The 24,702-nt window shown below is 40.7% G+C and carries 23 protein-coding genes; 17 read left to right on the plus strand and 6 right to left on the minus strand.

What is annotated here, in order from left to right; all coding sequences use genetic code 11:
• Nucleotides 1–3: 3 nt before the first annotated feature.
• Together rpsB and tsf are read left to right on the plus strand one after the other, a co-directional pair.
• Nucleotides 4–726, plus strand: a complete 723-nt coding sequence (gene rpsB / locus KO525_RS05060) for a 30S ribosomal protein S2 (protein WP_215962706.1) — start codon at nt 4–6, stop codon at nt 724–726.
• Nucleotides 727–855: 129 nt separating this feature from the next.
• Nucleotides 856–1,707, plus strand: coding sequence for a translation elongation factor Ts (gene tsf / locus KO525_RS05065; RefSeq protein ID WP_215962707.1), 852 nt, complete (start codon nt 856–858; stop codon nt 1,705–1,707).
• Between the two features lie 62 nt (nt 1,708–1,769).
• Here the strand turns inward: tsf and KO525_RS05070 are convergent, their stop codons facing one another.
• The 6 genes from KO525_RS05070 to KO525_RS05095 all read right to left on the minus strand — a co-directional run bounded on the left by KO525_RS05070 (nt 1,770) and on the right by KO525_RS05095 (nt 6,921).
• The gene (locus tag KO525_RS05070) at nt 1,770–2,597 is read right to left on the minus strand and encodes a GNA1162 family protein (protein ID WP_215962708.1); all 828 of its coding nucleotides are present in this window, start codon (nt 2,595–2,597) and stop codon (nt 1,770–1,772) included.
• Entirely contained in the window at nt 2,597–2,944 is a 348-nt protein-coding gene (locus KO525_RS05075) for a DUF4810 domain-containing protein (protein WP_215962709.1), read from the minus strand. The genes KO525_RS05070 and KO525_RS05075 overlap by 1 nt, the downstream gene beginning before the upstream one ends.
• A complete protein-coding gene (locus KO525_RS05080; protein WP_215962710.1) occupies nt 2,941–3,255 on the minus strand; it encodes a hypothetical protein in 315 nt (104 codons plus the stop codon). The genes KO525_RS05075 and KO525_RS05080 overlap by 4 nt, the downstream gene beginning before the upstream one ends.
• A 128-nt stretch (nt 3,256–3,383) precedes the next feature.
• Nucleotides 3,384–4,322, minus strand: a complete 939-nt coding sequence (locus KO525_RS05085; RefSeq protein WP_215962711.1) for a CsgG/HfaB family protein — start codon at nt 4,320–4,322, stop codon at nt 3,384–3,386.
• Nucleotides 4,323–4,469: 147 nt separating this feature from the next.
• On the minus strand, nt 4,470–6,368 hold the full coding sequence (locus KO525_RS05090) for a DUF4105 domain-containing protein (protein WP_215962712.1): 1,899 nt from the start codon (nt 6,366–6,368) through the stop codon (nt 4,470–4,472).
• Between the two features lie 49 nt (nt 6,369–6,417).
• Nucleotides 6,418–6,921: a DUF3015 family protein gene (locus KO525_RS05095; RefSeq protein WP_215962713.1), complete on the minus strand. Its 504-nt coding sequence runs from the start codon at nt 6,919–6,921 to the stop codon at nt 6,418–6,420.
• A gap of 195 nt (nt 6,922–7,116) precedes the next feature.
• Between KO525_RS05095 and pyrH the strand changes: the two genes are divergently transcribed.
• The 15 genes from pyrH to accA all read left to right on the plus strand — a co-directional run bounded on the left by pyrH (nt 7,117) and on the right by accA (nt 24,659).
• Nucleotides 7,117–7,848, plus strand: a complete 732-nt coding sequence (gene pyrH / locus KO525_RS05100) for a UMP kinase (protein WP_215962714.1) — start codon at nt 7,117–7,119, stop codon at nt 7,846–7,848.
• A gap of 20 nt (nt 7,849–7,868) precedes the next feature.
• The gene (gene frr, locus KO525_RS05105) at nt 7,869–8,426 is read left to right on the plus strand and encodes a ribosome recycling factor (RefSeq protein WP_215962715.1); all 558 of its coding nucleotides are present in this window, start codon (nt 7,869–7,871) and stop codon (nt 8,424–8,426) included.
• A 77-nt stretch (nt 8,427–8,503) separates the two neighbouring features.
• On the plus strand, nt 8,504–9,265 hold the full coding sequence (gene uppS, locus KO525_RS05110; RefSeq protein ID WP_215962716.1) for a polyprenyl diphosphate synthase: 762 nt from the start codon (nt 8,504–8,506) through the stop codon (nt 9,263–9,265).
• 35 nt (nt 9,266–9,300) lie between these two features.
• Nucleotides 9,301–10,170 (plus strand): phosphatidate cytidylyltransferase, encoded by an 870-nt coding sequence (locus KO525_RS05115; protein ID WP_215962717.1) that lies wholly within the window; start codon nt 9,301–9,303, stop codon nt 10,168–10,170.
• Nucleotides 10,171–10,179: 9 nt separating this feature from the next.
• On the plus strand, nt 10,180–11,358 hold the full coding sequence (ispC, locus tag KO525_RS05120) for a 1-deoxy-D-xylulose-5-phosphate reductoisomerase (RefSeq protein WP_215962718.1): 1,179 nt from the start codon (nt 10,180–10,182) through the stop codon (nt 11,356–11,358).
• The gene (gene rseP, locus KO525_RS05125; protein WP_215962719.1) at nt 11,355–12,698 is read left to right on the plus strand and encodes a sigma E protease regulator RseP; all 1,344 of its coding nucleotides are present in this window, start codon (nt 11,355–11,357) and stop codon (nt 12,696–12,698) included. The genes ispC and rseP overlap by 4 nt, the downstream gene beginning before the upstream one ends.
• Before the next feature lie 49 nt (nt 12,699–12,747).
• On the plus strand, nt 12,748–15,219 hold the full coding sequence (gene bamA / locus KO525_RS05130) for an outer membrane protein assembly factor BamA (protein ID WP_215962720.1): 2,472 nt from the start codon (nt 12,748–12,750) through the stop codon (nt 15,217–15,219).
• 33 nt (nt 15,220–15,252) lie between these two features.
• Nucleotides 15,253–15,756: an OmpH family outer membrane protein gene (locus tag KO525_RS05135; RefSeq protein ID WP_215962721.1), complete on the plus strand. Its 504-nt coding sequence runs from the start codon at nt 15,253–15,255 to the stop codon at nt 15,754–15,756.
• Nucleotides 15,757–15,822: 66 nt separating this feature from the next.
• Nucleotides 15,823–16,875: a UDP-3-O-(3-hydroxymyristoyl)glucosamine N-acyltransferase gene (lpxD, locus tag KO525_RS05140; RefSeq protein WP_215962722.1), complete on the plus strand. Its 1,053-nt coding sequence runs from the start codon at nt 15,823–15,825 to the stop codon at nt 16,873–16,875.
• A gap of 24 nt (nt 16,876–16,899) precedes the next feature.
• The gene (gene fabZ, locus KO525_RS05145; protein ID WP_215962723.1) at nt 16,900–17,364 is read left to right on the plus strand and encodes a 3-hydroxyacyl-ACP dehydratase FabZ; all 465 of its coding nucleotides are present in this window, start codon (nt 16,900–16,902) and stop codon (nt 17,362–17,364) included.
• Between the two features lie 220 nt (nt 17,365–17,584).
• The gene (lpxA, locus tag KO525_RS05150; protein WP_215962724.1) at nt 17,585–18,346 is read left to right on the plus strand and encodes an acyl-ACP--UDP-N-acetylglucosamine O-acyltransferase; all 762 of its coding nucleotides are present in this window, start codon (nt 17,585–17,587) and stop codon (nt 18,344–18,346) included.
• A 14-nt stretch (nt 18,347–18,360) separates the two neighbouring features.
• Nucleotides 18,361–19,521 (plus strand): lipid-A-disaccharide synthase, encoded by a 1,161-nt coding sequence (gene lpxB / locus KO525_RS05155; protein ID WP_215962725.1) that lies wholly within the window; start codon nt 18,361–18,363, stop codon nt 19,519–19,521.
• Nucleotides 19,522–19,537: 16 nt separating this feature from the next.
• On the plus strand, nt 19,538–20,140 hold the full coding sequence (rnhB, locus tag KO525_RS05160; protein WP_252736883.1) for a ribonuclease HII: 603 nt from the start codon (nt 19,538–19,540) through the stop codon (nt 20,138–20,140).
• A 26-nt stretch (nt 20,141–20,166) separates the two neighbouring features.
• Nucleotides 20,167–23,652 (plus strand): DNA polymerase III subunit alpha, encoded by a 3,486-nt coding sequence (dnaE, locus tag KO525_RS05165; RefSeq protein WP_215962726.1) that lies wholly within the window; start codon nt 20,167–20,169, stop codon nt 23,650–23,652.
• Nucleotides 23,653–23,702: 50 nt separating this feature from the next.
• Nucleotides 23,703–24,659 carry an acetyl-CoA carboxylase carboxyl transferase subunit alpha gene (gene accA / locus KO525_RS05170; protein ID WP_215962727.1) on the plus strand — a complete coding sequence of 319 codons (957 nt, stop codon included), beginning with the start codon at nt 23,703–23,705 and terminating at the stop codon, nt 24,657–24,659.
• Nucleotides 24,660–24,702: the final 43 nt, after the last annotated feature.

Genomic DNA, 24,702 nt, shown 5'->3' on the forward strand with positions numbered 1-24,702 from the left:
AAAATGGCAAACGTATCAATGCGTGACATGCTACAAGCTGGCGTACACTTCGGTCACCAAACTCGTTACTGGAACCCTAAAATGAAACCTTTCATTTTTGGCGCTCGTAACAAAGTTCATATCATCAACTTAGAAAACACAGTTCCTATGTTCAACGATGCATTAGACTTCATCAAGTCTGTTTCTGCTCGTAAAGGTAAGATCTTGTTTGTTGGTACAAAGCGTGCAGCGAGCGAAGCTATCAAGGAAGCGGCTACTCTTAGCGACCAATACTACGTTAACCACCGTTGGTTAGGTGGTATGTTGACTAACTGGAAAACAGTTCGTCAATCTATCAAGCGTTTAAAAGACTTGGAAGCGCAATCTGAAGACGGAACGTTTGAAAAGCTTACTAAAAAAGAAGCTTTGATGCGTACACGCGAAATGGAAAAGCTAGAAAAAAGCTTAGGCGGAATTAAAAACATGGGCGGTTTGCCAGATGTGATCTTCATCATCGACGCAGACAACGAGCACATTGCTATCGCTGAAGCAAATAACCTAGGTATTCCTGTTGTTGCAGTAGTTGATACTAACTCTAACCCAGACAACATCGATTTTGTTGTTCCAGGTAACGACGACGCTATCCGTGCAATTCAGTTATACACTTCAGCAGTTGCTGGCGCCATCAAAGAAGGTCGCTCAAACAACTTAGAAGTTCAAGCTGAAGATTTCGTAGAAGCTGAATAATTGTCATAAATCGTTTTTAACGATTTAATTTACGACAATAGTAAGGGGTCATAGTTTCTATGGCCCCGATACCAGATTAAATGATGTCATTGCTCGCAAAAGCGATGACTAATACATGAGGACAGAATCATGGCAGTAACTGCTGCATTAGTTAAAGAACTTCGTGACCGCACAGCAGCGGGCATGATGGATTGTAAAAAAGCGTTAACTGAAACTAACGGTGATATTGAACTAGCAATTGAAAATATGCGCAAAAATGGCCAAGCGAAAGCGGCTAAAAAAGCGGGTAACATTGCTGCTGAAGGTACAATTGTCATTAAACAAGCAAACGGCACAGCTGTTCTTGTTGAAGTTAACTGTCAAACAGATTTCGTTGCAAAAGACACTGGCTTCTTAGCATTTGCTAACGAAGTTGCTGAAGCTGCAATCGCTTCTACAATGACTATCGACGAGTTAAAAGCTAAATTTGAAGAAGCTCGTGTAACGCTAGTGACTAAAATTGGTGAAAACATCAATGTACGTCGTCTTCAATACATCCAAGGTGCTGCATTAGCAGAATACCGTCACGGTGAGAAGATTGGTGTTGTTGTCGCTGGTGAAGCAGACGCAGAAACTCTTAAGCACATTGCTATGCACGTCGCTGCAAGCAAGCCTGAGTTTGTTAATCCATCTGACGTACCTGCTGAAGTTGTTGAGAAAGAAAAAGCGATCCAAATTGAAATCGCAATGAATGAAGGCAAGCCTGCTGAAATCGCTGAAAAGATGGTTTTAGGCCGCATGAAGAAGTTTACTGGTGAGGTTTCTCTTACTGGCCAAGCATTCATCATGGAACCTAAGAAAACTGTTGGCGATATTCTTAAAGAGAAAGGCGCTACTGTTTCTTCATTCGTTCGTTTAGAAGTTGGTGAAGGCATTGAGAAGAAAGAAGAAGATTTCGCATCAGAAGTTGCTGCGCAAATTGAAGCTGCTAAAAAAGCTTAATTCTACTTTATCTTAGAAAAAACCGCGGTTGTCCGCGGTTTTTTTATGTCTGAAATTTGAGATTAATTAATTTCAATATGCGAGGTTACTTTACTCGCTCGTTTCTCACTACCACTTGAAGTCGAGTTATGCTCGTGTTCATTGGTTTGCGCTGGGATAAGGGCAGACTGTTCCTGATCTTGTCCATATAACGGATGGTAACTGCCTTTGGGTATGGTATTAAATACCCTTGAATTGACCTTATTGGCTAATGGCAGATAGTCTGTTGTACTTGTATTTATCGCAGTAATAATTAGATTGAATAAAAAGCTGTCAGAATCCCCACTGGTATTTTCAACAACAACATCATTTTGCTGCCAGAGTGTTTCACCTGAGTTAGTTGAAACAAGTTGGAATTTGGCACCAACAGCGACATTTCCTCCAGCAATATAATAAGACGTATTCCAATGACTAATATCCACAAACAATACCGCATCGGCGCCAAACAGCTGCTGATATTTATAAAGTGGAATTGCTGAAAGCTGTGCGCCGTCAATAATACCTTCATTAGCGAACACAGATTCGACGTACGGCACTGACAATACATAGTAACCCGCTTCGGCGAGTGGCAACGCTAAAGTTGCTGAGTAGAGTTGTGCTGCGTCTGCGGCGGTTGTTGTATTGCGAGCAGGCAACACCAATATGGACTTTATTTTTTCCTGATACATATTTGGGTACGCCTGCAATTTGCTATAACCCGAAGTAGTTTGGCAAGCTTGCAATACAAGTAAACATGCAATTATGGAAGCGGCTGATATAAACTTTTTTGCCATTTGCAGATATACGGTTTGGTTAATGGCCTGATGACATATTGAACTTTTCACATTGTTAATAGTTATTTTGTTCGCCATTATTCAACCTCGATAGTTAATAAAATCTTATCAACATAATATTGAGCCTCTGGAAAATATTGTTTTTCTAGAGTCAACAATTCGATGGCTCGACTTTTATTACCAAGTGATTGCTCCATTATGGCCAACTCAAATCGCACACCCGGCGGCACCGGCTTATTTTTGCTAGGTGCATTGTTGATTATACCTTCTAGCTCTGTTTTGTGGCGATTAAACGCATGACTGTCATCATTTTTGCGGTAGTCATAAAGGGTATTTTGGTAGTTTCCCCAGTAATACATCGTTTTGGCGGCGCAACCGGTTAGGGTTGTTACACAGACCAACAAGCATAAATAGGCTAATTTCACGGTATAATTACATCCACTGTTTGACCTTGTGTGACAAAAATATTCTTGTTTATAACGAGTTTGCCATTACGCAGAACTTTAAGCTCGTGACTGCCTATGGCTATTGGAAACTTAGCGACAGTCTTTCCATTGAGTTCAAACGTTTTAGTTTTTGCATCAATGTTGGTAATGGTTTGCCCTAAAATAATAGTGGCACCAATAAAGTTACCTTCAAGCTGAACATAAGCTTGGTCAACAGGCTGATTTGTGTATTGCACGCTGGTGCAGGCTGAAATGATAAACATAAAAGTAACGAGTATTAATTTCTTCATAAAAACTATCCTTATAACCAAATGAGTCGATATGTAATGGCTTTGTTTTGAAAACGTTTTTTTGGTGACTAACCCAGTGGCGTTTAAGCCTGTAATCACCTGGGTTAACCAAAAATAGTCTTGTTAAATTAACGTTCTCTAACTTGGTATTGAGTTAGAAGCGCCTCGTCAATTTTGCCATCGACCAAATCCACAAAGCTGATCTGACTTTCACCTTCTCCCGCATTAGTTGCGACTTTAACTGTCGCGATAATACGTCCAGGTAATTCGATTGATTGACCTGTCTGAGGATTAGTTACCGACTTTCCAGGTTGGTAGATTGATAACATTGTTCCTGGTGTTAGACCTTGATTTAAGCCACCTGCAATGATCAGTTGTTGGTCCTGAACGCCCAACACGTAACTCTTCCAAGGTTTGTCTAGTAGGTTGTTCATTATGTTTGCAACAAGTTTAGATATCGCCGCGGAAACGGCTTTGTCGTCTAGTGAGGTATTAAATGCAGCAACTTCACCAACGCCAAATACTTGATTTGCCTCCGACGTGGCTTCGCCTGTTGCTTCTTCGGAATAGATAATTTCAGATGTAGCGACATTCACTAGCCGAACATTGACAGTTGCACGGGCTTTTTGGATTTTATTTCTTGAAAAAATACCCACTTCGCTGACCGTTTCCCTGCCAAATTCGGAAACAGAACCTAGCAATAAATATTCAGCTCCAATTAAACTGGCATCAAATTTATTGTTAGTTTCATTCTTCAATAGCTGTAAATCACTTCGTTCTAACAAGATAAACTTTCCGCTTTGAGTCAGCCTAGCATTTAGAATATCACTGGCTTGTTTACCTAAACGGTTGTTATTACCATCAACTAAAAAACCAGACTGGCGTTTTGATTCGTCAGAAAATCGACCTATAGCAACAATTCGTTTGAGGCCTTGCTCTGAACTTAACTTGGTTTTAGCAATTTGGTCGGGAACCGAAATGGGTTTGTTAATTTGCTCCTTGGTCGCACTGGTGCAGGCAGAAATTGTCAAAACCATAAATAATGAGGGTAATAAGTGTCTTTGCATAAATGTAATCCTTTGACATTGTGGCACGAAATGGTCAGTAAAAAATGTTAAGAAGTACCAGTCCGTGTGATTTCTTACTTTATGACAGACGTAAAATTAAAAGGTTCATTAATTTGTTTTCTACCGAATAAAATAAATTTCTTAATATTATTGCCAATAATATGAATAGCTTAAGTCTATTGAATTTTCGAAGGGGCGGCGTTCAATGCTGAATCGCACGTCATAATCAATCCCTAAACCAAATCTGTTTTGCCACTTAAGTGTAGGGACGTTGTCATAAGAGGTATCAGCAAGTCCAATTATGGGCTGATTTAATTCAATATGACTTTTCCAATACGAATTAAAGTCCCAAAGGTAACCTAGCGTTAAACTTGCAGAAATAGGGCGAAGGTAAGAAGTTGACGTTTGCAGTTTTAACTCAGGCATCCCATAGACCGTCCCACCTCCAAAAGCATAGGCTTTACCTAGCCCAAGCTCTGTCGTCGCATTAATACATTCAAAGCATTTTTGTTGATTGGATTCAAACCCAAGCCGAATTTTCCACGCTAAATTAGATGTCTCGTTTAGATCTGTTTGTGCCGGTTGTAACGTGAGTATATTGGTTATGTCAAAACGCTCTAGTCGAACCCCTTCATCAGACACCAAAAATTCTAAGTCACCCATTTGCAATGAGGAGTTGGCTAGACGTCCAATATCATTAGAGAGTAAGTCATAATAGGTCGCTCGCATCCTAATTTTAGTTGCTAATTGGCCGCTAGATGAATGACGAACGGTGATTTGCGTCATGCTAGGTTGTTGGCCTAAATGCGGAGCGGTTTCAATTTTTGTAGGCTTGAAGTTGCCACCGGTAGGCAATAAGAGCCGCTCTTTTAACAATTTCTTTCTAAAGGAATTATCGGTTTTCCCGAGCTGATGTTGATAATTTAAAAACTCAATTAATGTATTAATAACATTAACCTTTTCAGCAAGGCTCAAACTTGTGTAAGCGTTATGACTATTGTCTGTGTTATTTAAAAGTGAGTTGGTACGCCATTGGCTATTTAATTTAACAACCACTTCCTTTTCAGTGGCAGTTAGGTGTTGATAGTTCGACAGAAAACTAGAGAATTTGGATTGATGTTTATCGATTGAAGCAATTAAGTTGTTACTTGGTGTTGCAATCGCTTTAAAAACATTTATTGGTTGGGCCCAATAAAACTCGTCATCGATTAATTTTCTATCGGTAATTATGCTAATTAATTCTGCAATACGAGACGCGCAATTGTCGTTCAAATAGTAATAATCAAATTTTTGTCTACGAAGTTCCCATACGTGCATGATCAACATTTGAAGTTGAGTATTAGAAAGCGCCAACTGATAGTCCCAGAGGTCTCTGGATTCTTGTTCGGCATACATTTTATGATGACGGAAAAAGCTATCTTCTTTAAATGCGGCAAAATAACCACCGAAAAAACCTTTAAATACGTACGTCAGTGCACCGTCTTCAGGGGGGATTGCAGCACCAAAATTAACACTGTGGTCAAGTAATAAGTTACTGCCCGTTGAGTTTGATTGATAGTTGAATTTTAGTAATAAGTGCCCAAAAAAAGATGCCGGGTTGCCCAAGTACCCAGAAGCATATACTAGGCTTGCGGATTTAAGACTAGGCAATTTAGCCCATTGATTAAAGTCTTCACAGTGGTTTAAGTTATATTGAGAAGTGTTTAAATTAAGTTGCTTGGAGAGCCAACTAAAGCGAGCCGGAAAGCGACAACTGGGATGATTGTTGTCTGTAGGAGTGGAAAATAGCAGTTTAATGTTAGCGAGTAATTCAGCACTGCTGTCAGTTTTCCCATTGTCACTCAAAAAATAGGAATCAGAAGTCACTTCACTTTGAAATAGGCCATCGTTATTTTTGTATCGTAGTAAACCGATCCAAAACGGATCATTAGCAAGCGATTGTATTTCCTCGCTTGGCCTAGCACTTATTTCCGTATTTGATTTGGGGATAGGGGAAGCAAAAGCTTGAATACAAAGAAAAAAGAATAAAAATAGAATAAATCTCATAAATTAAAAAGCCTGCACAGGCAGGCTTTATCTCGCATAAAAGAAAAAATTAGCTAACAGTACACGCTGCTACATGTTGACTTGTTTTTAAATACATTGCTTGAGCTTTAGCTGTAGACGCTAATTCAGCAAATGATTCATCAGTCGCAATATCGTTGCGAATAGCCGCGGTTACTTTAGCATGGTTTGCAACATCGCAACCCATAAGTGACAACATGGCTGTTGCATGACGGCCTTCACCTTTACTGATGTCTGTTTCGATTTGCTCAATCGACTCATTAATGAATACAGCAGACGCAACATTAATGCCTTTACATTGCTCTGGTGACGCAGCCATAGAGATAAGGGCAGTCGTACCTAAATCCCAAATAATGTTAGAAACAGCGGCCGCTACAGGCATGTCTTTAAAAATTAAGGCTCCGATCCCACAGTCTGTCCATGCATTTTTTACTGCTTTGGCAGCCTGATCAACAGTATCATCAGCTAGTGTAGAAGCAGAAAAAGACAAAGCCACGGTTGTAGAAATAGCAAGCACGTATTGTTTTAACTTCATTGATAGTCTTCCTTTATATAAATATTCAAATTCACATTAGCATTATTTTTTTTGACGGCAAATATATTTTTCGCCATTTTTGTGACTAAAACTTTGTTTCTAACAATCACTTTTGCTTTGCTATAACCGTAAAAATCCCCTAGAATACGCGGCAATTTGCACCTCATAATTTCAATCTACGGGAGCCTTCAAAACATGAAGCCAGTTTATCGACGCATTCTTTTAAAATTAAGCGGTGAGGCCCTTATGGGCGAAGAAGGGTTTGGAATTGACCCTAAAGTCTTGGACCGTATGGCGCAGGAAATAAAAGAGTTAGTAGAAAAGGATGTCCAAGTTGGTGTGGTTTTAGGCGGAGGTAATATTTTCCGTGGTGCACCACTTGCAGAAGCTGGAATGAATCGCGTTGTCGGTGATCACATGGGGATGCTTGCTACTGTGATGAATGGTTTAGCAATGCGTGATGCCTTGCATAGAGCACATGTAAACGCACGTTTAATGTCGGCGATTCCACTTAAAGGTGTTTGTGACGATTATTCTTGGGCTGAGGGCATTAGCTTATTAAAAAGCGGTCGCGTTGTTATATTCTCTGCAGGTACTGGCAATCCATTTTTTACAACCGACTCAGCCGCATGTTTACGCGGAATTGAAATAGAAGCCGACGTTGTGTTAAAAGCAACTAAAGTTGATGGTGTATACTCTGACGACCCAATGAAAAACCCAGATGCGGTATTGTACCCTGCATTGGATTATCAAGAAGTTATTGAAAAAGAATTAAAAGTTATGGATCTAGCTGCATTTACGTTGGCCCGTGACCATAATATGCCTATCTGTGTATTTAATATGAATAAGCCTGGCGCTTTAAAACGTGTTGTGACAGGTGAGCAAGAAGGTACAATCGTATCTAATAACAAGATTGAAAGTTTATAAATTTTTAAAGGAATTTTAACGTGTTAAATGAAATTCAAAAAGACGCAGCTGTGCGTATGGACAAGAGCATCGATGCTCTTCAAACTCAATTAAATAAAATTCGTACTGGACGAGCTCATCCGAGCCTTTTAGATGGCATTCAAGTGTCTTATTACGGTGCGGATACCCCACTTAACCAATTAGCCAACGTTTCGATTGAAGATTCACGTACGTTAGCATTGACTGTATTTGATAAGTCACTGACACAAGCTGTTGAAAAAGCAATTATGATGTCAGACCTTGGTTTAAATCCAATGTCAGCAGGTACGGTTATCCGTATTCCATTACCAGCATTAACCGAAGAGCGTCGTCGTGACTTAGTTAAAGTGGTAAAAGGCGAAGTTGAAAGTGGTCGAATAGCAGTGCGAAATATTCGCCGTGATGCAAATGGTGATTTTAAATCGTTGTTAAAAGATAAAGAAATATCTGAAGACGAAGCTCGCCAAGCTGAAGACGAAATTCAAAAGTTAACAGACGCTAAGATGAAAATTATCGATGCGATGTTTGACAAAAAAGAAAAAGAATTGATGGAAATTTAATCGCTCATTGGTGGTGATTAGTTATAAACGCCGTGTAGTTTTACCACTCGGCGTTTTATTATTTTTAGGTGAAAATAATGGCAAAAGTAGACGTTGTCGCTGACGTATTAGAGCATTACGCCGATTCAATTCCACAGCATGTTGGGATTATAATGGACGGCAATGGTCGATGGGCGCAACAAAAAGGAATGCCAAGAGTATACGGCCATAAGAAAGGTGTTGACTCGGTTCGTGCTGCGGTGAAGTTTGCGCGTCAGGTTGGGATCAAGTCACTTACATTATTTGCGTTTTCAAGTGAGAACTGGAAACGACCAGAGGAAGAAGTTTCTGGGTTAATGGACCTATTTATGTTGGTACTCACAAAAGAAATAAAGAATTTACACAAAAATAACGTGAAGTTAAAAATAGTAGGCGATATCACGGCATTTAGTGCAGGAATTCAAAAGAAAGTGGCCTCGGCTCACGAACTAACGGGTAACAATACAGGGTTAACCTTAAATGTTGCTGCGAATTACGGCGGCCGTTGGGACATTGTTGAAGCAGCAAAGTCACTTGCGGATAAAGTTAAACGTGGCGAGTTGGAAAGTGCTGACATTGATGAAGCATTATTTGACTCACATACGCAATTTGCTGAACAACCTGATTTAGATTTATTGATCAGAACGGGGGGAGAGACTCGGATCAGTAACTTTTTACTATGGCAAGTAGCCTACGCAGAATTGCATTTTACACCACTTTATTGGCCAGCATTTAACGCATTAGCATTTGCTCAAGCTGTTGAAGCTTTTGCCGGAACAGAACGACGATTTGGGTTGACCGGCGAGCAAGTTAAACGCTAGTGCACTTAAAATTATAATAAAAATAGGATTTAAGTTTGTTAAAACAACGAATTATTACAGCCTTGATACTGGGTGCGTTATTACTGTTAGCGTTATTTAATCTGCCTTCAGACTGGTTTACTTGGTTATCTTTAGGGGTATTTGGTTATGCAGCCTACGAATGGAGTAAATTAGCCGAGATAAAATCCGCTGTTAATCAATTGCTTTATGCTGGCGGATCAGTCGCTCTTGGACTGGCACTCTATTTAGGTTACCTAGAGCAAGACCTGTGGACCATTACAGGTCAACTGACCGAACAAAACTACTTACTTATGTTATGCGCCTGTTGCTGGTGGTTTGTCAGCTCAGTATTAGTTTTGATTTACCCACGTGGGAATCGCGTTTGGCAACATCAACCTATTGTTAAGGCCGTATTTGGTTATTTAACCGTTATACCGGCTTGGCTTGCATTATTAACCATACGTCAATGGCATTATGAGTTAGATGTCGATAAAGGCGCTTGGCTCGCTTTATTTGTTTTTGGTATTGTATGGGCCGCAGATATAGGCGCTTATTTTGCGGGACGTCGTTTTGGCAGTCACAAACTTATGCCACGGGTAAGTCCTGGAAAAACGATTGAAGGCTTTTTGGGTGGAATGGCTGCTGTTGTTTTACTAACCGTTTACGTATTGTGGAATTCAGAAACTTCGATGGATAGCTGGTTTGTACTGATCTTATCCTGCGTAGCCATTGGTGTCATTTCTGCATTTGGCGACTTGAGTGAAAGCATGTTGAAGCGTGACGCTGGCATGAAAGACAGTGGCAATATTCTTCCCGGTCACGGTGGATTATTGGACCGTATCGATTCGTTAACCGCTGCAATGCCTGTGTTTTTGGTATTTTTCAGTCATTTTTATCTTAATTAATTGGCGACAATGCAGAATCTAACAATCCTTGGAGCAACCGGCTCAATAGGGCTTTCGACACTCGATGTTATATGTCGTCATCCAGATAAATTTAACCTATATGCTGTTAGCGGCAATACCAATGTTAAAGCAATGGCTAAGATTTGTTTAGAACACAAACCTCAAATTGCAGTAATGGTAGAAGAAGCCGCGGCTTGCGCGCTTAAAGCATTAGTACCAAGCTCGGTAAAAGTGCTCAGTGGTAAAGAAGCCTTAGTAGAAATTGCAGCTTGTACTGACGTTGATACTGTTATGGCCGCTATTGTTGGTGGCGCAGGTTTAGAGCCTACAATGGCCGCCGCTAAGTCGGGCAAACGAATATTGTTGGCAAATAAAGAAGCCTTAGTCATGAGCGGCGAATTATTCTTAGATGAAGTTCGTAAAAGTGGCGCAACTTTATTGCCGGTCGACAGTGAACATAATGCCATTTTTCAAGCGTTACCTGCCGCAGTTCAAAAAGGCGGGAAGTTAACAGACTCGGGTGTTCACAAAATTTTATTGACGGGGTCTGGTGGACCTTTTTTAACTAAACCACTAAATGAATTTGAAGCGATTACCCCAGAAATGGCAGTGGCCCATCCTAATTGGGATATGGGCGCTAAAATCTCTGTGGACTCCGCCACAATGATGAACAAAGGTCTTGAGTTTATCGAGGCACGTTTGCTGTTTAATGCTAGTTTTGAACAAATTGATGTCATTATCCATCCTCAATCTATTATTCATTCGATGGTGAGTTACAATGACGGCTCGGTAATTGCGCAAATGGGACAACCTGATATGCGCACACCGATTGCTCATACGTTGGCTTTTCCAAATCGAATTGACTCCGGGGTAACACCACTCGACTTTACCCAACTTGCAGATTTTTCGTTCCAAGCGCCTGACTTAAACCGTTTTCCAAATTTAGCATTAGCATTAGAAGCATCTAAATGTGGACAAGCAGCAACAACGATACTGAATGCTGCCAATGAAGTTTCTGTCGCCGCGTTTTTATCTCGTCAAATAGGATTTAATCAAATCGCAACAATAAATGAAGGTGTACTAAATAAGCTTGCTGGTGAGTCTGTAGCGAGTTTAGACGATATATTAGCGCTAGATACAATGAGTCGAAAATATGCTGCCACAGCAGTGTTGGAGCCATTGTTATGATTGATTTTATTTGGAACCTACTGAGCTTTGTAGTCGCCCTAGGTATTTTAGTATTTGTACATGAATATGGCCACTTTTGGGTTGCCAGAAAAAACAAGGTAAAAGTTATTCGTTTTGCGGTGGGTTTTGGTAAACCAATTTACAGTTGGCACGGGAAAACCGGTACTGAATATGTTATCGGTCTAATCCCATTAGGTGGCTATGTAAGAATGTTAGACGGTCGTGTTGACGACGTTGCAGAGGCAGACAAACCATTTAGCTTTGATCAAAAATCCGTCAAACAAAGAATTGCAATCGTTGCTGCAGGCCCAATGATGAATTTTATATTCGCGATATTTGCGTTATTTGTCATGTTTTTAATGGGGGTACCGGCGGTAAAACCTGTCATAGGTAACGTTATCGCGGACTCACCCGCGCAACATGCGGGTTTATATGCCAATGATTTAATCATCAAAGTTGAAGATCAGTCAGTTGGAGATTGGGAAGCGGCGAGCTATGCATTAATCAATCATATCGGTAACGACAGAGTGAACCTCACAGTAAGTCGTGGCAACTTTGAAACAACAGCAACACTAAATACGATAGGCTGGACCGTTTCGGACGGGCAGTTGCTCAGTGGGCTTGGTATCGAGCCATTTCGGCCAGAACCAACGCTTGAGTTAGGTCATGTTGTTGCTGAATCTGCGGCCGACTTAGGCGGGCTTAAAGTTGGCGATACTATGTTGGTTTTGGATAATGTTCCATTAACCACTTGGAAACAGGCCACCGGGATCATAAGTGAATCCGCAGAAAAGGAATTAGTGCTTTTAGTGCAACGAGGTGAAGAACGTATAACCTTGACTATCCGGCCAACTAACAAACCGACCGCAGAGGGTTTCAGCAATGGCTACCTTGGCATCGCACCTAAGTTTGAGAATTGGCCAAAAGACTATGTATTTAATCATCAATATGGTATTTTGCCCGCCGTACAAAAAGCAGTTGTTAAAACTTATGAATTAATCACCATGAGTTTCCAGACAATCGGCAAGTTAATAACAGGCGTTATTGGATTAGATAACCTAAGTGGTCCTATTTCAATCGCACAGGGCGCTGGTATCAGTGCTCAGAGCGGAATTGTTTACTTTGTCAGTTTTTTAGCTTTGATAAGTGTCAATCTTGGTGTAGTCAATCTATTACCACTGCCAATATTGGATGGCGGGCACTTAATGTATTTTTTAATTGAACTAATTAGAGGTAAACCTGTCTCTGAAAGGGTGCAAGAAATCGGTTTTAGGATCGGTGCTTTTGCATTATTAATGATAATGGGTATCGCCATTATGAATGATTTCGGCAGATTGTAGTGGCTGATTATATCTTGCCTGTAGTAGTTGTATTGGAACAAAAATAATAATGAAACATATCGTAGTTAGTATTCTCTTAATTTCTCTTAGTTGCTTTTCTATTGCAGACGAACAACGATTTGTTATTGAAGACATTCAAGTTAATGGTTTGCAACGTGTCGCACTTGGTGCCGCACTGACGCATGTGCCGTTTTCCGCAGGTGACGAAATAACTGAGTTTTATGTAGCGCAATCGATTAAACGCTTATACGCGTCTGGCCATTTTGCAAATATTGAAGTGTACCGTGATGGCAACACAATAATTTATAAGGTGACGGAAAGACCTACCATCAGCGTTATTGAATTTGATGGTAACAGTGATATTAAAGACGAGCAGTTACAAGGCAGTTTAGACGACTCTAATATACGAGTTGGCGAATCCCTCGATAAAACTATCTTAACGAACATTGAGTCGGCACTTACCGACTTCTATCATAGTGTTGGTAAATACAATGCTACGGTAAATGCGAGTGTCACTTACTTACCTCGAAATCGCGTAAAGCTAAAGTTTGAGTTCGAAGAAGGCGACGCAGCTGAAATTCGTCAAATTAACATTGTTGGTAATGAAGTTTTTGAAGACGAAGAATTGTTACTTAAGATTGAATCAAAGCAAAACCTGGCTTGGTGGCAGTTTTTAGATAATGACCGTTATCAAAAGCAAGCACTACAGGGCGATATTGAAACAATACGTGACTACTATTTAGAATTTGGTTATTTAAAGTTTAATATTGAATCGACTCAAGTTTCAGTCGCACCAGATAAAGAATCGGTTTACATCACACTTAACGTGACTGAAGGTGAACCGTTTACGGTGACTGGTTTTGAATTTATCGGCGACTTGTTGGGACAAGAAGAGTTTCTTAAGAGACTCGTACCAATTAGAATCAATGAACATTATAACGGTGAAGTAGTTACTTACACTGAAGAAATGATCACTAAATACCTCGCTCGCTTTGGTTATGCAAATGCACAGGTTAAGACGATTCCTCAGCTTGATGAAGAGAAAAACGAAGTTGCTTTAACTATCTCGGTTGACCCAGGTAAACGTGTTTATGTTCAACGTGTTTCGTTCATAGGTAACTTTAATACGTCAGATGAAGTATTGCGCCGTGAGATACGCCAGTTTGAAGGTGCAACATTATCTAATGAGTTATTGGAATTATCTAAAAACCTTATTCAACGTTTAAAATACATTGAAACGGTTGAGTTCGAAGTCAAAGAAATCCCAGGCCGTGACGATGCGGTAAACGTTCAATTTACCATTAAAGAACAACCGTCAGGTTCATTCCAAGCAGGTGTTTCTTATGGTGATTATACTGGGCTTGCATTTAATGCGTCGGTACAGCAAGAAAACTTTTTAGGTACAGGTAACTCGGTTGGTATTTCACTTAACACTTGGAAAGCGCAGCAAACAATTGCTCTAAACTATACCGATAATTACTTTACGGATGATGGCGTAAGTCTTGGTGGCCAAATCTCCTACAGTAATTATGATGCGTCAAAAGTTAATCTAGTAACGTATTCGCGTAAAACAATCACCGTCGGTCCAACATTAAGTTGGCCGGTTATGGAAAATAACCGTGTTAGTGTCGGTATGGCGTATAAAGATATTGAGATATCAGCGTTGCAGCCATACGATCAGATCCGTCGATTTGCGAGCTCGTTCATTGACCCTGACAACCCAGATGCCAAGTTCAAATTTGAATCGGTCGAAGCGTCAATTGGCTGGAGTCGTAGCACACTAAACCGCGGCGTATTCCCAAGTAATGGTTCAAGTCAATATTACGGCTTTAAGGTGACGGTTCCGGGTTCTGACGTAGAGTACTTTAAGTTTAACTTTGACTCGAAATTCTATTTCCCATTGTCACGTGATCATAAGTGGACGTTCTTAACTCGATTAGAAATGAACTACGGTAATGGTTACGGAACGCTTGATGGTAATCAACAGACATTGCCATTTTGGGAAAATATGCAACAACGTTCAAACGACTTACGTGGTTTTGAAAGTAATACGATTGGACCAAAAGGAATTGTTAGAAGCCCTCAAACAATTTCTGGTGGAATACCAAATCAACTTGGTGGCACAACAAGTGTAATTGCAGGTTCGGAAAAAGATGTCTTGTCGACAACGTACCGTGCAACTGGTGGTAACGCATCTGTATTTGGTGGAATTGAGCTAATTACACCAACACCATTTTTATCTGATGAATACGTAAATTCGGTTCGTACATCAATATTTGTTGATGTTGGTAATGTATGGGATACCGAGTTTGATCTTGGTTACTATGACGATTTATCGGCAACTGAACGTGCAAAGTTAGTTGATTATTCAGACCCTGGTCGCTATCGTGCGTCTACCGGTGTGTCAATTCAGTGGCTTTCACCTATGGGACCTATGGTATTTACCTGGTCTAAGCCGTTAAAAGAATACGAAGAAGACGAGCATGAAGTATTTAGCTTCAATGTCGGTACAACATTCTAATTGAAAGATTTATAATAATTTTGGAGTAAAACAATGACTTTAGTGAAAAAGATTTTAGGTGCAACAGCTGGTATTTTATTTTCAGTATCGGTTTTTGCAGAATCAATTGCTGTAATTGACGTACAAAAAATTGTCGCTCAATTGCCTCAGACTCAAGCAATGATGCAAACCCTAAATGAAGAATTTGCTGGCCCGAGAGAAGAACTGACTAAATTACAAAGTGACATAAAATTTAGTATTGAAAAGTTTCAACGCGAATCAATGACAATGAGTCAAGAAGAGCAAGAAGCACTTAAAGTTAAAATCGAAGGAATGCAAAAAGAGTTTCAAAGTCGTGCACAGCCGCTAGACCAACAACTTAAACAACGTCAAACTGAAGAGCGCAACAAGATCTTAGCGCTTGTTAAAGAAGCCGTTGATGCTGTTGCAGCAGAAGAGAAAATCGATATCGTGTTGCAAGCACAATCAATTGTATTCGTGACTCCTGAAAAAGACATTTCAGACAAAGTTACAGCGCGGATCAGCAAATTAAACTAATTTAGGTTTACGCGTTATAATTGAAAAAGCCCACTCTATGTGGGTTTTTTATTGGGAGGATTTAAAATGGCAATTACGTTAAAGCAATTAGCGGCCGAGATAACCAATCAAACTGGCTTAGAAACAGAAGTGATCGGTGACTCAAACTATGCAGTTACTAGTATCGCAACGTTACAGAATGCGACAAAACTGCAAATTTCATTTCTTGCCAATGCCAAATACAAAAAATATTTAGCGGAAACGCAAGCGGGTGCAGTGATATTATCCAAAGCACAGCGAGATGATTTTGCTGGTAACCGCATTGTGATGGATAACCCCTATGCAGGTTTTGCGATAACCGCACAAGTTTTAGATTCTACGCCACTGCAAAGCGACGGAATTCATCAAACGGCAACCGTCGACCCAACCGCTAAGTTTGGCCTAAATGTTAAGATCGGTGCAAATGCCGTGATCGCAGCACACGTTGTTTTAGGCGATGATGTAGTGATCGGAGCAGGTTGTTATGTCGGGCAGGGTACAATGCTCGGCTGTCGAACTCAACTGATGCCAAATGTTACGGTTTACCATACGGTGAAGATAGGCTCAGATTGCACTGTACACGCAGGAACCGTGCTCGGTGCGGATGGGTTTGGCTATGCACCACTAAATGTTGAAGGTAATCAACACTGGTTGAAAATTCCTCAGGTCGGTCGTGTTGTCATCGGTGATCATACCGAAATTGGCGCATCTACAACCATCGATCGCGGTGCAATAGAAGATACAATAATTGGTTGTCATGTCATTATTGATAATCAAATACAGATTGGACATAACGTTGAGATTGGTGATTTTACGGCTATTGCTGCCGGCACTATGATAGCGGGCAGTACTAAAATTGGTAAAAATGTCACCATTGGTGGGGTTTGCGCTATTAGTGGCCACTTAACAATATGTGATAGAACATTTATTACTGGCAGGGCCTTCATAATGAAGGACATAAATGAACCTGGCGTGTATTCGTCTGGAATGCCAGCAACAACAAATAAAGAGTGGCGTAATAATACGGCACGTTATAGAAAACTAACGGAGCTATTTGACCGGGTTAAAAAGCTTGAGAAATCGAGTGACCAGGATAAATAATTTTGTATTGAAAGGAGACACACTTTGTCTGAGCAATTAAACTCATTTGAAATCGAAAAAATCATGTCGTATTTACCACATAGATATCCTATGTTGCTGATAGATCGAGTTATTGATTACAAAGTTGGTGAAACGCTACACGCGATAAAAAATGTAACGATCAACGAGCCAATTTTCACTGGCCATTTTCCTGGTCGTCCTGTGTTCCCTGGAGTTCTTATTTTAGAAGCTATGGCACAAGCAACTGGCCTACTTGGTTTTAAAACTATCGAAGCTGAAAAAGGCGCTGTTGACCCTGACGAATTGTATTTGTTTGCAGCAATAGATAACGCTCGTTTTAAAAATCCAGTTGTACCGGGTGATCAAATTCACTTCCACGTAACGTTTGTTAAAGAACGTCGTGGTATTTGGAAATTCACAGGTGAAGCTCATGTTGACGGTAAAATGGTGGCATGCGCAGAAATAATGTGTGCTCGTCGCGTATTATAGAATGACCAAAATCTTACGTAGAAAGTCGGTATATCCGGCTTTTTTTGTATTTATGCCTAAATAAGCAACATTTACCACTCAGAACGTTTTCACCTGCTCGAATACCTGTTAAATTTTACATATAAGAAATGGACTTATACGACTAGCACGGTCACAAGGGCTTGAATTTTGTCTAGTTTGCACTATTAAACTATGTATAAGCTGAGAAAGAGAATTTATTTTGATACATGAAACTGCAATTATTTCGCCGACAGCTAAGCTCGGTAACAATGTTTCAGTAGGTCCTTGGACTTACATTGGAGACAATGTTGAAATTGGTGACGGAACTGTCATCCACTCACATGTAGTGATCAAAGGGCCAAGCAAGATTGGTCAGAACAATGTGATCTTTCAATTTTCGTCGGTTGGAGAAGATTGCCAAGATAAAAAATTTGCGGGAGAAAAGACCTATTTAGAAATCGGCGACAACAATATTATTCGTGAAAATGTGACGATTCACCGTGGCACTATTCAAGATCAAAGTTTAACGAAAATTGGCAGTAATAATTTGTTTATGGCTTATACACACGTCGCCCATGACTGTGTTATCGGCTCGAATGTCATCTTCGCTAATAATGCAAGTGTTGCAGGTCATGTGCATGTCGGAGATTGGGCCATTTTAGGTGGCATGGTTGGTGTTCATCAATTTGTGCATATAGGTGCCCATAGTTTTATTGGACTAGATTCAATCGTAGTAAAAGACGTGCCACCTTATGTGTTGGCGTCGGGCAATACCGCTGAACCGAAAGGCATTAATTCTGAAGGGTTAAAACGTCGTGGTTTCACCGCGGAACAAATATCGTCGATAAAACGTGCTTATAAGGAAGTTTACCGAAAAGGCAATTCTATTGCTGAAGCACTTGAACAACTTGATGGTGAAGATATTGCTATTGCACCGTTTAAGGCATTTATAGAGAACTCAAGCCGTGGGATCATTCGGTAAACTGCGGAATTGATATGACCGAATTAAAAATTGCAATCGTTGCCGGAGAGCACTCCGGTGATATTTTAGGCGCTGACTTAATGTCAGCGCTTTGTGATCTTGCCGCTGAAAAATCGTTTTCGATTTCATTCAAAGGTGTAGCAGGACCAAAAATGCAGGCACTCGGCGCAGAATCCATGTTTGATATGGACGAATTGTCAGTCATGGGCTTATTTGAAATATTAAAACGCCTGCCAAGGTTGCTCAAAAAACGTAAGCAACTTGCAGCCGATTTAATTGAGTGGCAGCCAGATGTGCTAATTGGTATTGATGCACCTGAATTTAATTTGGGTCTTGAGCTAATGTTAAAAGAGCGGGGGATCACCACAGTTCATTATGTTAGTCCGTCAGTTTGGGCTTGGCGTCAATCTCGGATTAAGACCATTAAAAAGGCCTGCGACCTTGTCTTAGCGTTATTGCCATTTGAACAAGCATTTTATCAACAACATGATATGCCCTGTGAGTTTGTTGGTCATACTATGGCGGATCAAATCCCGTTAGAAGATCAGCAAAATACCATCAGAGAACGATTGCAGTTGCCTTTAAATCAAACAATTTTAGGTGTATTGCCAGGCAGTCGAGGTTCAGAAATTAAATTTTTGTTACGACCATTTTTGATTACGGCTCGACAACTGACGATGCAAATACCCAATTTGCTAATAATGATCCCTGCGGTCAATGACTATCGAGCTAAAGCAATTCAGAGTGTCATTGACGAAGCGTTTTCTGATTTGAACATCAAGCTTAGCATTGGCAATGCCCGAGACGTCATGGGGGCTTCTAACGCGGTTTTATTAGCTTCGGGAACAGCAACACTAGAGACAATGCTGATGAAAACGCCAATGGTCGCTGGTTACCAGGTTGGCTGGTTAAGTTATCAAGTATTCAGTCGGATGATTAAAACCCCGTATTTTACTTTACCTAATTTGCTAGCAAACAAAGAGTTAGTTCCTGAACTTATTCAGCACGAAATGACGGTAGAAAATATGGTTGAAGCGCTTTTGCCAATGTTAACCAAACCACAAAACGAACTTAAGCAGCAGTTTTTTGACATTCATCAGAATATCCAACGTAATGCCAGTCTTCGCGCGGCAAATGCCATTTGGCCTCTGATTAAACGCGCTAAAGCAATTTAAAAACAAGGTAAATTGAATGACTCAATCGATTACTTTTACCCGTCCAAACATAGATTTAATTGCCGGGGTTGATGAAGTAGGCCGTGGACCCCTAGTTGGCGATGTGGTGACCGCAGCGGTTATTTTAGATCCTAGTCAACCAATTGACGGGCTCAATGATTCAAAAAAGTTGACTGAAAAGAAACGAGCGTTGCTTGCTGAAGAAATAAAGAAAAAAGCATTGGCCTGGAGTATTGGCCGCGCGGATCCAAGTGAAATAGATGAACTTAATATTTTACACGCCACTATGTTGGCGATGAAAAGGGCCGTTGCGCGCCTTGAGATTCAGCCTAATTTTGTGTTTATCGACGGCAATCGATGCCCTGATTTACCTGTCCCCTGCGAAGCAGTTATTAAAGGCGATAGCCTAGTCGCTGAGATCAGCGCTGCGTCAATAATAGCTAAGGTCACTCGAGATACTGAAATGGTCGAATTAGACAAAATTCACCCTGAATTTGGCTTTGCTAAACACAAAGGTTACCCCACAAAATTACACTTCGAAATGCTTGCTAAATATGGTCCGACACCGCACCATAGACAAAGCTTCAAACCCGTGCGAAAAGCATTGGGTTTAGAATAATAAATCGGAAATAAAATACCCCAATTATGTCAGAACCAAAATTTGTTCACCTAAGAGTGCATAGCGACTATTCAATGATGGATGGTTTGCCGAAGGTTAAGAAATTGTTAGCGCGAGCGAGCAAGCTTGATATGCCAGCAATTGCATTAACTGATCAAATGAATTTGTGCGGCCTCGTTAAGTTTTACGAAGGGGCACATAGCGCTGGCATCAAACCTATAATTGGCACCGATATTTGGCTTCGACGTGCAGACGACGAACCGTTTTACCGCATGACCCTAATTGCGAAAAATAATGATGGTTATAAAAATATCACCAACCTAATATCTATGGCTTATTCACGTGGGTTAGTGAAAGACAAAATGGCGGTGGATAAAGAGTGGTTAATTGAACATCGAGAGGGCATTATTTTACTCTCTGGTGGTTACGACGGTGACTTAGCCTTTGGCTTGGCAAAAAATAACGACAAACTGCTGGAAGAAATTGTTGCACCGTACAAAGCCTATTTTGATGGGCATTATTTTATCGAAATTACTAGAACAGGCCGAAAGCCAGAAGATTTGTATAACGAACAAGTTTTAGAGTTTGCAGAAGAACAGGGATTGCCTGTTGTTGCAACAAACCAAGTAATGTTCTTAGATACCGAAGACTTTGAGCCGCACGAAGTTCGTGTTTGCATTAATCAAAAAAGAACAATGGATGATAAAAATCGTCCAAAAGAATACAGCAAAGAGCAATATCTCAGAACAGAAGATGAGATGTGCGAGTTGTTTTCTGACATACCGCAAGCCTTGCAAAACACTGTTGAAATTGCAAAACGATGTAATGTTACCGTTCAATTAGGTACTTATTTCTTACCTGAATGTCCCACGGACGGAATGACAGAGGCGGACTTTTTAGTTAAAGAATCTGAAAAGGGCCTCGAAGAACGTTTACTTATTTTATTCCCAGATCCAGATGAAAGGGCCATTAAGCGCAAAGAATATGATGAGCGCCTTGATATTGAACTTACCGTTATCAACCAAATGGGATTTCCTGGTTATTTCTTGATCGTTTCTGAATTTATTCAATGGAGCAAAGACAATAACATTCCTGTTGGACCTGGTCGGGGGTCAGGTGCTGGTTCATTGGTGGCATATGCTCTAAAAATTACTGATTTAGACCCACTTGAATTTGCCCTGTTATTCGAACGATTTTTGAATCCAGAACGGGTATCGATGCCAGACTTTGACGTCGACTTTTGTATGGACCGCCGTGATGAAGTCATCGATCACGTTGCAGAATTATATGGCCGTGAAGCAGTATCACAGATCATTACATTTGGTACATTAGCAGCTAAAGCGGTAATTCAGTCTGTTGGCCGAGTGATGAGTTTACCGTTTGGTTTTGTTGATCGAATTTCAAAAATGATCCCTGGTGATCCGGGGATGACGTTAGAAAAAGCATTTAACGTTGAGCCACAACTTCAAGAAGCTTACGACGCCGACGGCGAAGTGAAAGAGCTTATTGACATGGCGCGTAAGTTGGAAGGTATTACCCGTGGTGCCGGTAAACACGCCGGTGGGGTTGTAATCGCACCGACCAAGATCACCGATTTTGCGCCACTTTACTGTGATGATGATGGCTCAAATCCTGTTACTCAATTTGATAAAAATGACGTTGAGACGGCCGGTTTAGTTAAGTTCGACTTTTTAGGCCTACGAACGCTTACGATTTTACAGTGGGCTGTTGATATGGCAAATAGCCGTATCGAAGACGAGAAAGACTACGTCGATATTACGCAAATTCCGGTAGACGATAAAGCCAGCTTTAGATTGTTGCTTAATTCTGAAACCACAGCGGTATTCCAGCTAGAATCATCGGGCATGAAAAGCCTTATTAAAAAACTGCAACCAGATACCTTCGAAGATATCATTGCACTCGTAGCACTATTTAGACCAGGTCCTTTGGACTCGGGCATGGTTGATAACTTCATCGAACGTAAACACGGCCGTGAAGAAGTTGCCTATCCAGATCATGAATATCAACATGAATGCCTAAGAGAAATACTTGAACCTACCTACGGTATTATTTTATACCAAGAGCAGGTAATGCAGATTGCTCAGGAAATGGCTGGTTATTCGCTAGGCGGCGCTGACTTATTACGTCGAGCTATGGGTAAAAAGAAACCCGAAGAAATGGCGAAGCAACGAAGTACTTTCGCTGAAGGGGCTAAAAATAACAATATAGACCCTGACTTGGCGATGAAAATATTTGACCTCGTTGAAAAATTCGCGGGCTATGGCTTTAACAAATCTCATTCAGCAGCGTATGCATTAGTTTCATACCAAACACTTTGGATGAAATGCCATTATCCATCAGAGTTTATGGCTGCGGTAATGTCAGCTGATATGGATAACACAGACAAAATTGTTACCTTAGTTGATGAATGTGATCGAATGAAACTCGTTATTGAGCCACCTAGTGTTAATTCAGGCTCATATAAATTTACCGTCAACGATGAAGGCCATATTATTTATGGCATCGGCGCGATTAAGGGCGTGGGCGAAGGCCCGGTCGAAGCGATTTTAGAAGCTCGAGACGCAGGCGGTCCGTTTAGTGATTTATTTGATTTTTGTGCGCGTGTCGATGTAAAACGTATTAACAAACGCGTATTAGAGAAACTGGTTTTAGCCGGTGCACTCGATCAACTTGGACCAGAACCGCACACGCAAGAAAACCGCGCTATTATTATGGCGACGTTGCAGGACGCACTAAAAGCGGCGACTCAAAAAGCGAAAGCGGCAGATGTAGGACAATCTGACTTATTTGGATTGTTGGATTCAGCGCCTGCTGAGCTTAAACAACAGTTTAACGTAGCGAACCCATGGCCTGACTCTATTTGGTTACAAGGTGAAAAAGATACGTTAGGATTATTTTTAACAGGACATCCAATTAATGCGTTTAGGCGTGAATTGCGACATTACGCTAAAATAAAATTAAGTGACGTGGAACCAACTCGCCGAGACCAAATGATCACGGTAGCTGGGCTCGTTATAGATGTACGTGTTCTGATTAATAAAAAAGGCCGTAAATGGGCTTTAGTGACAATTGACGATAAATCGGGCAGACTCGCTGTGCGTTTCTTCCCTGAACAATACGATATGTACCTAGATCTTCTTCAAAACGGGAAAATTATTGTAATTAGTGGACAGGTCAGCTTTGATAATTTTAGTGACGGCAATACAATGACCGGTCGAGATGTAATGTCGATGACTACAGCAAGAGAAAAATTCGCTAACTGCATTAAATTAGTCGTTAAAAGCGAAGAAGCTGCAGCTAAGTTGCAACAATCGTTGAAAAAACTTTTGTTGCCATATAAAGATGGGCAAACGCCTGTTCGAATTGAGTACGAAAATGCAATGGCTTCGGCAGTTATTGAGCTAGGAACCGCGTGGCGCGTCAGTCCAGATGAACAATTAATGTTCGACATAAATGACGAGTTGGCGTTGGAGCCTAAAATTGAATTCTAGAATGTCAGTGCACTAGCGTTGGCAATAATAATAATTTTTTGGTGGTATTAATGAGTTTCAATTACCTTGAGTTTGAAAAACCGATTGCGGAATTAGAAGCAAAAATCAACGAACTACAGAAAGTAAATCGTGGTGGTGAGTTGGATTTGGGTCTAGAGCAAGAGATCACAAACTTAAAAGAAAAAAATCGTGAATTGACGAAAAAAATCTTTTCAAATTTAGGCGCATGGCAAGTAGCTCAAATCGCTCGCCATCCTCTTCGCCCATATACTCACGATTACATTAAACGTATCTTTACTGAATTTGACGAATTAGCAGGGGATAGAACCTATGCAAACGATTTGGCAATTGTCGGTGGTATCGCACGTTTAGACGATGAACCAGTAATGATCATCGGCCAGCAAAAAGGTCGTGACACAGCTGAAAAAATAAAACGTAACTTTGGTATGCCTAAGCCAGAAGGTTACCGTAAAGCATTACGTTTGATGGAAATGGCTGAGCGATTTAACATGCCAATCATAACGTTTATCGACACCCCAGGGGCTTACCCAGGTATTGGTGCGGAAGAACGTGGTCAAAGTGAAGCCATAGCTCGTAACCTAAAAGTGATGGCGGGACTTAAAGTGCCTGTTATCTGTACCGTAATTGGTGAAGGCGGTTCAGGTGGTGCATTAGCGATTGGTGTTGGTGACCGAGTAAATATGTTGCAGTACAGCACATATTCTGTAATTTCTCCTGAAGGATGTGCCTCCATTTTATGGAAGAGTGCAACTAAAGCTGAAGAAGCAGCTGAAGCCATGGGGATCACAGCCGTTAAAATTAAAGAAAACGGTTTAATCGACAATATCGTTGATGAACCATTAGGCGGCGCACACCGTGATATGGATAAGATGGCTGCGACATTAAAACAACGTATTAAGCAAGACTTAGCTGATTTAAATACGATGTCAAAAGAAGAATTATTAGATACACGTTATAAACGATTGATGTCTTTTGGATATCTATAATCGTCAATAACCGTTAGAATTAAGCCATCTTTTGATGGCTTTT

This window comes from Psychrosphaera sp. B3R10 (assembly GCF_018861025.1).
GTDB classification, from domain to species: domain Bacteria; phylum Pseudomonadota; class Gammaproteobacteria; order Enterobacterales; family Alteromonadaceae; genus Psychrosphaera; species Psychrosphaera algicola.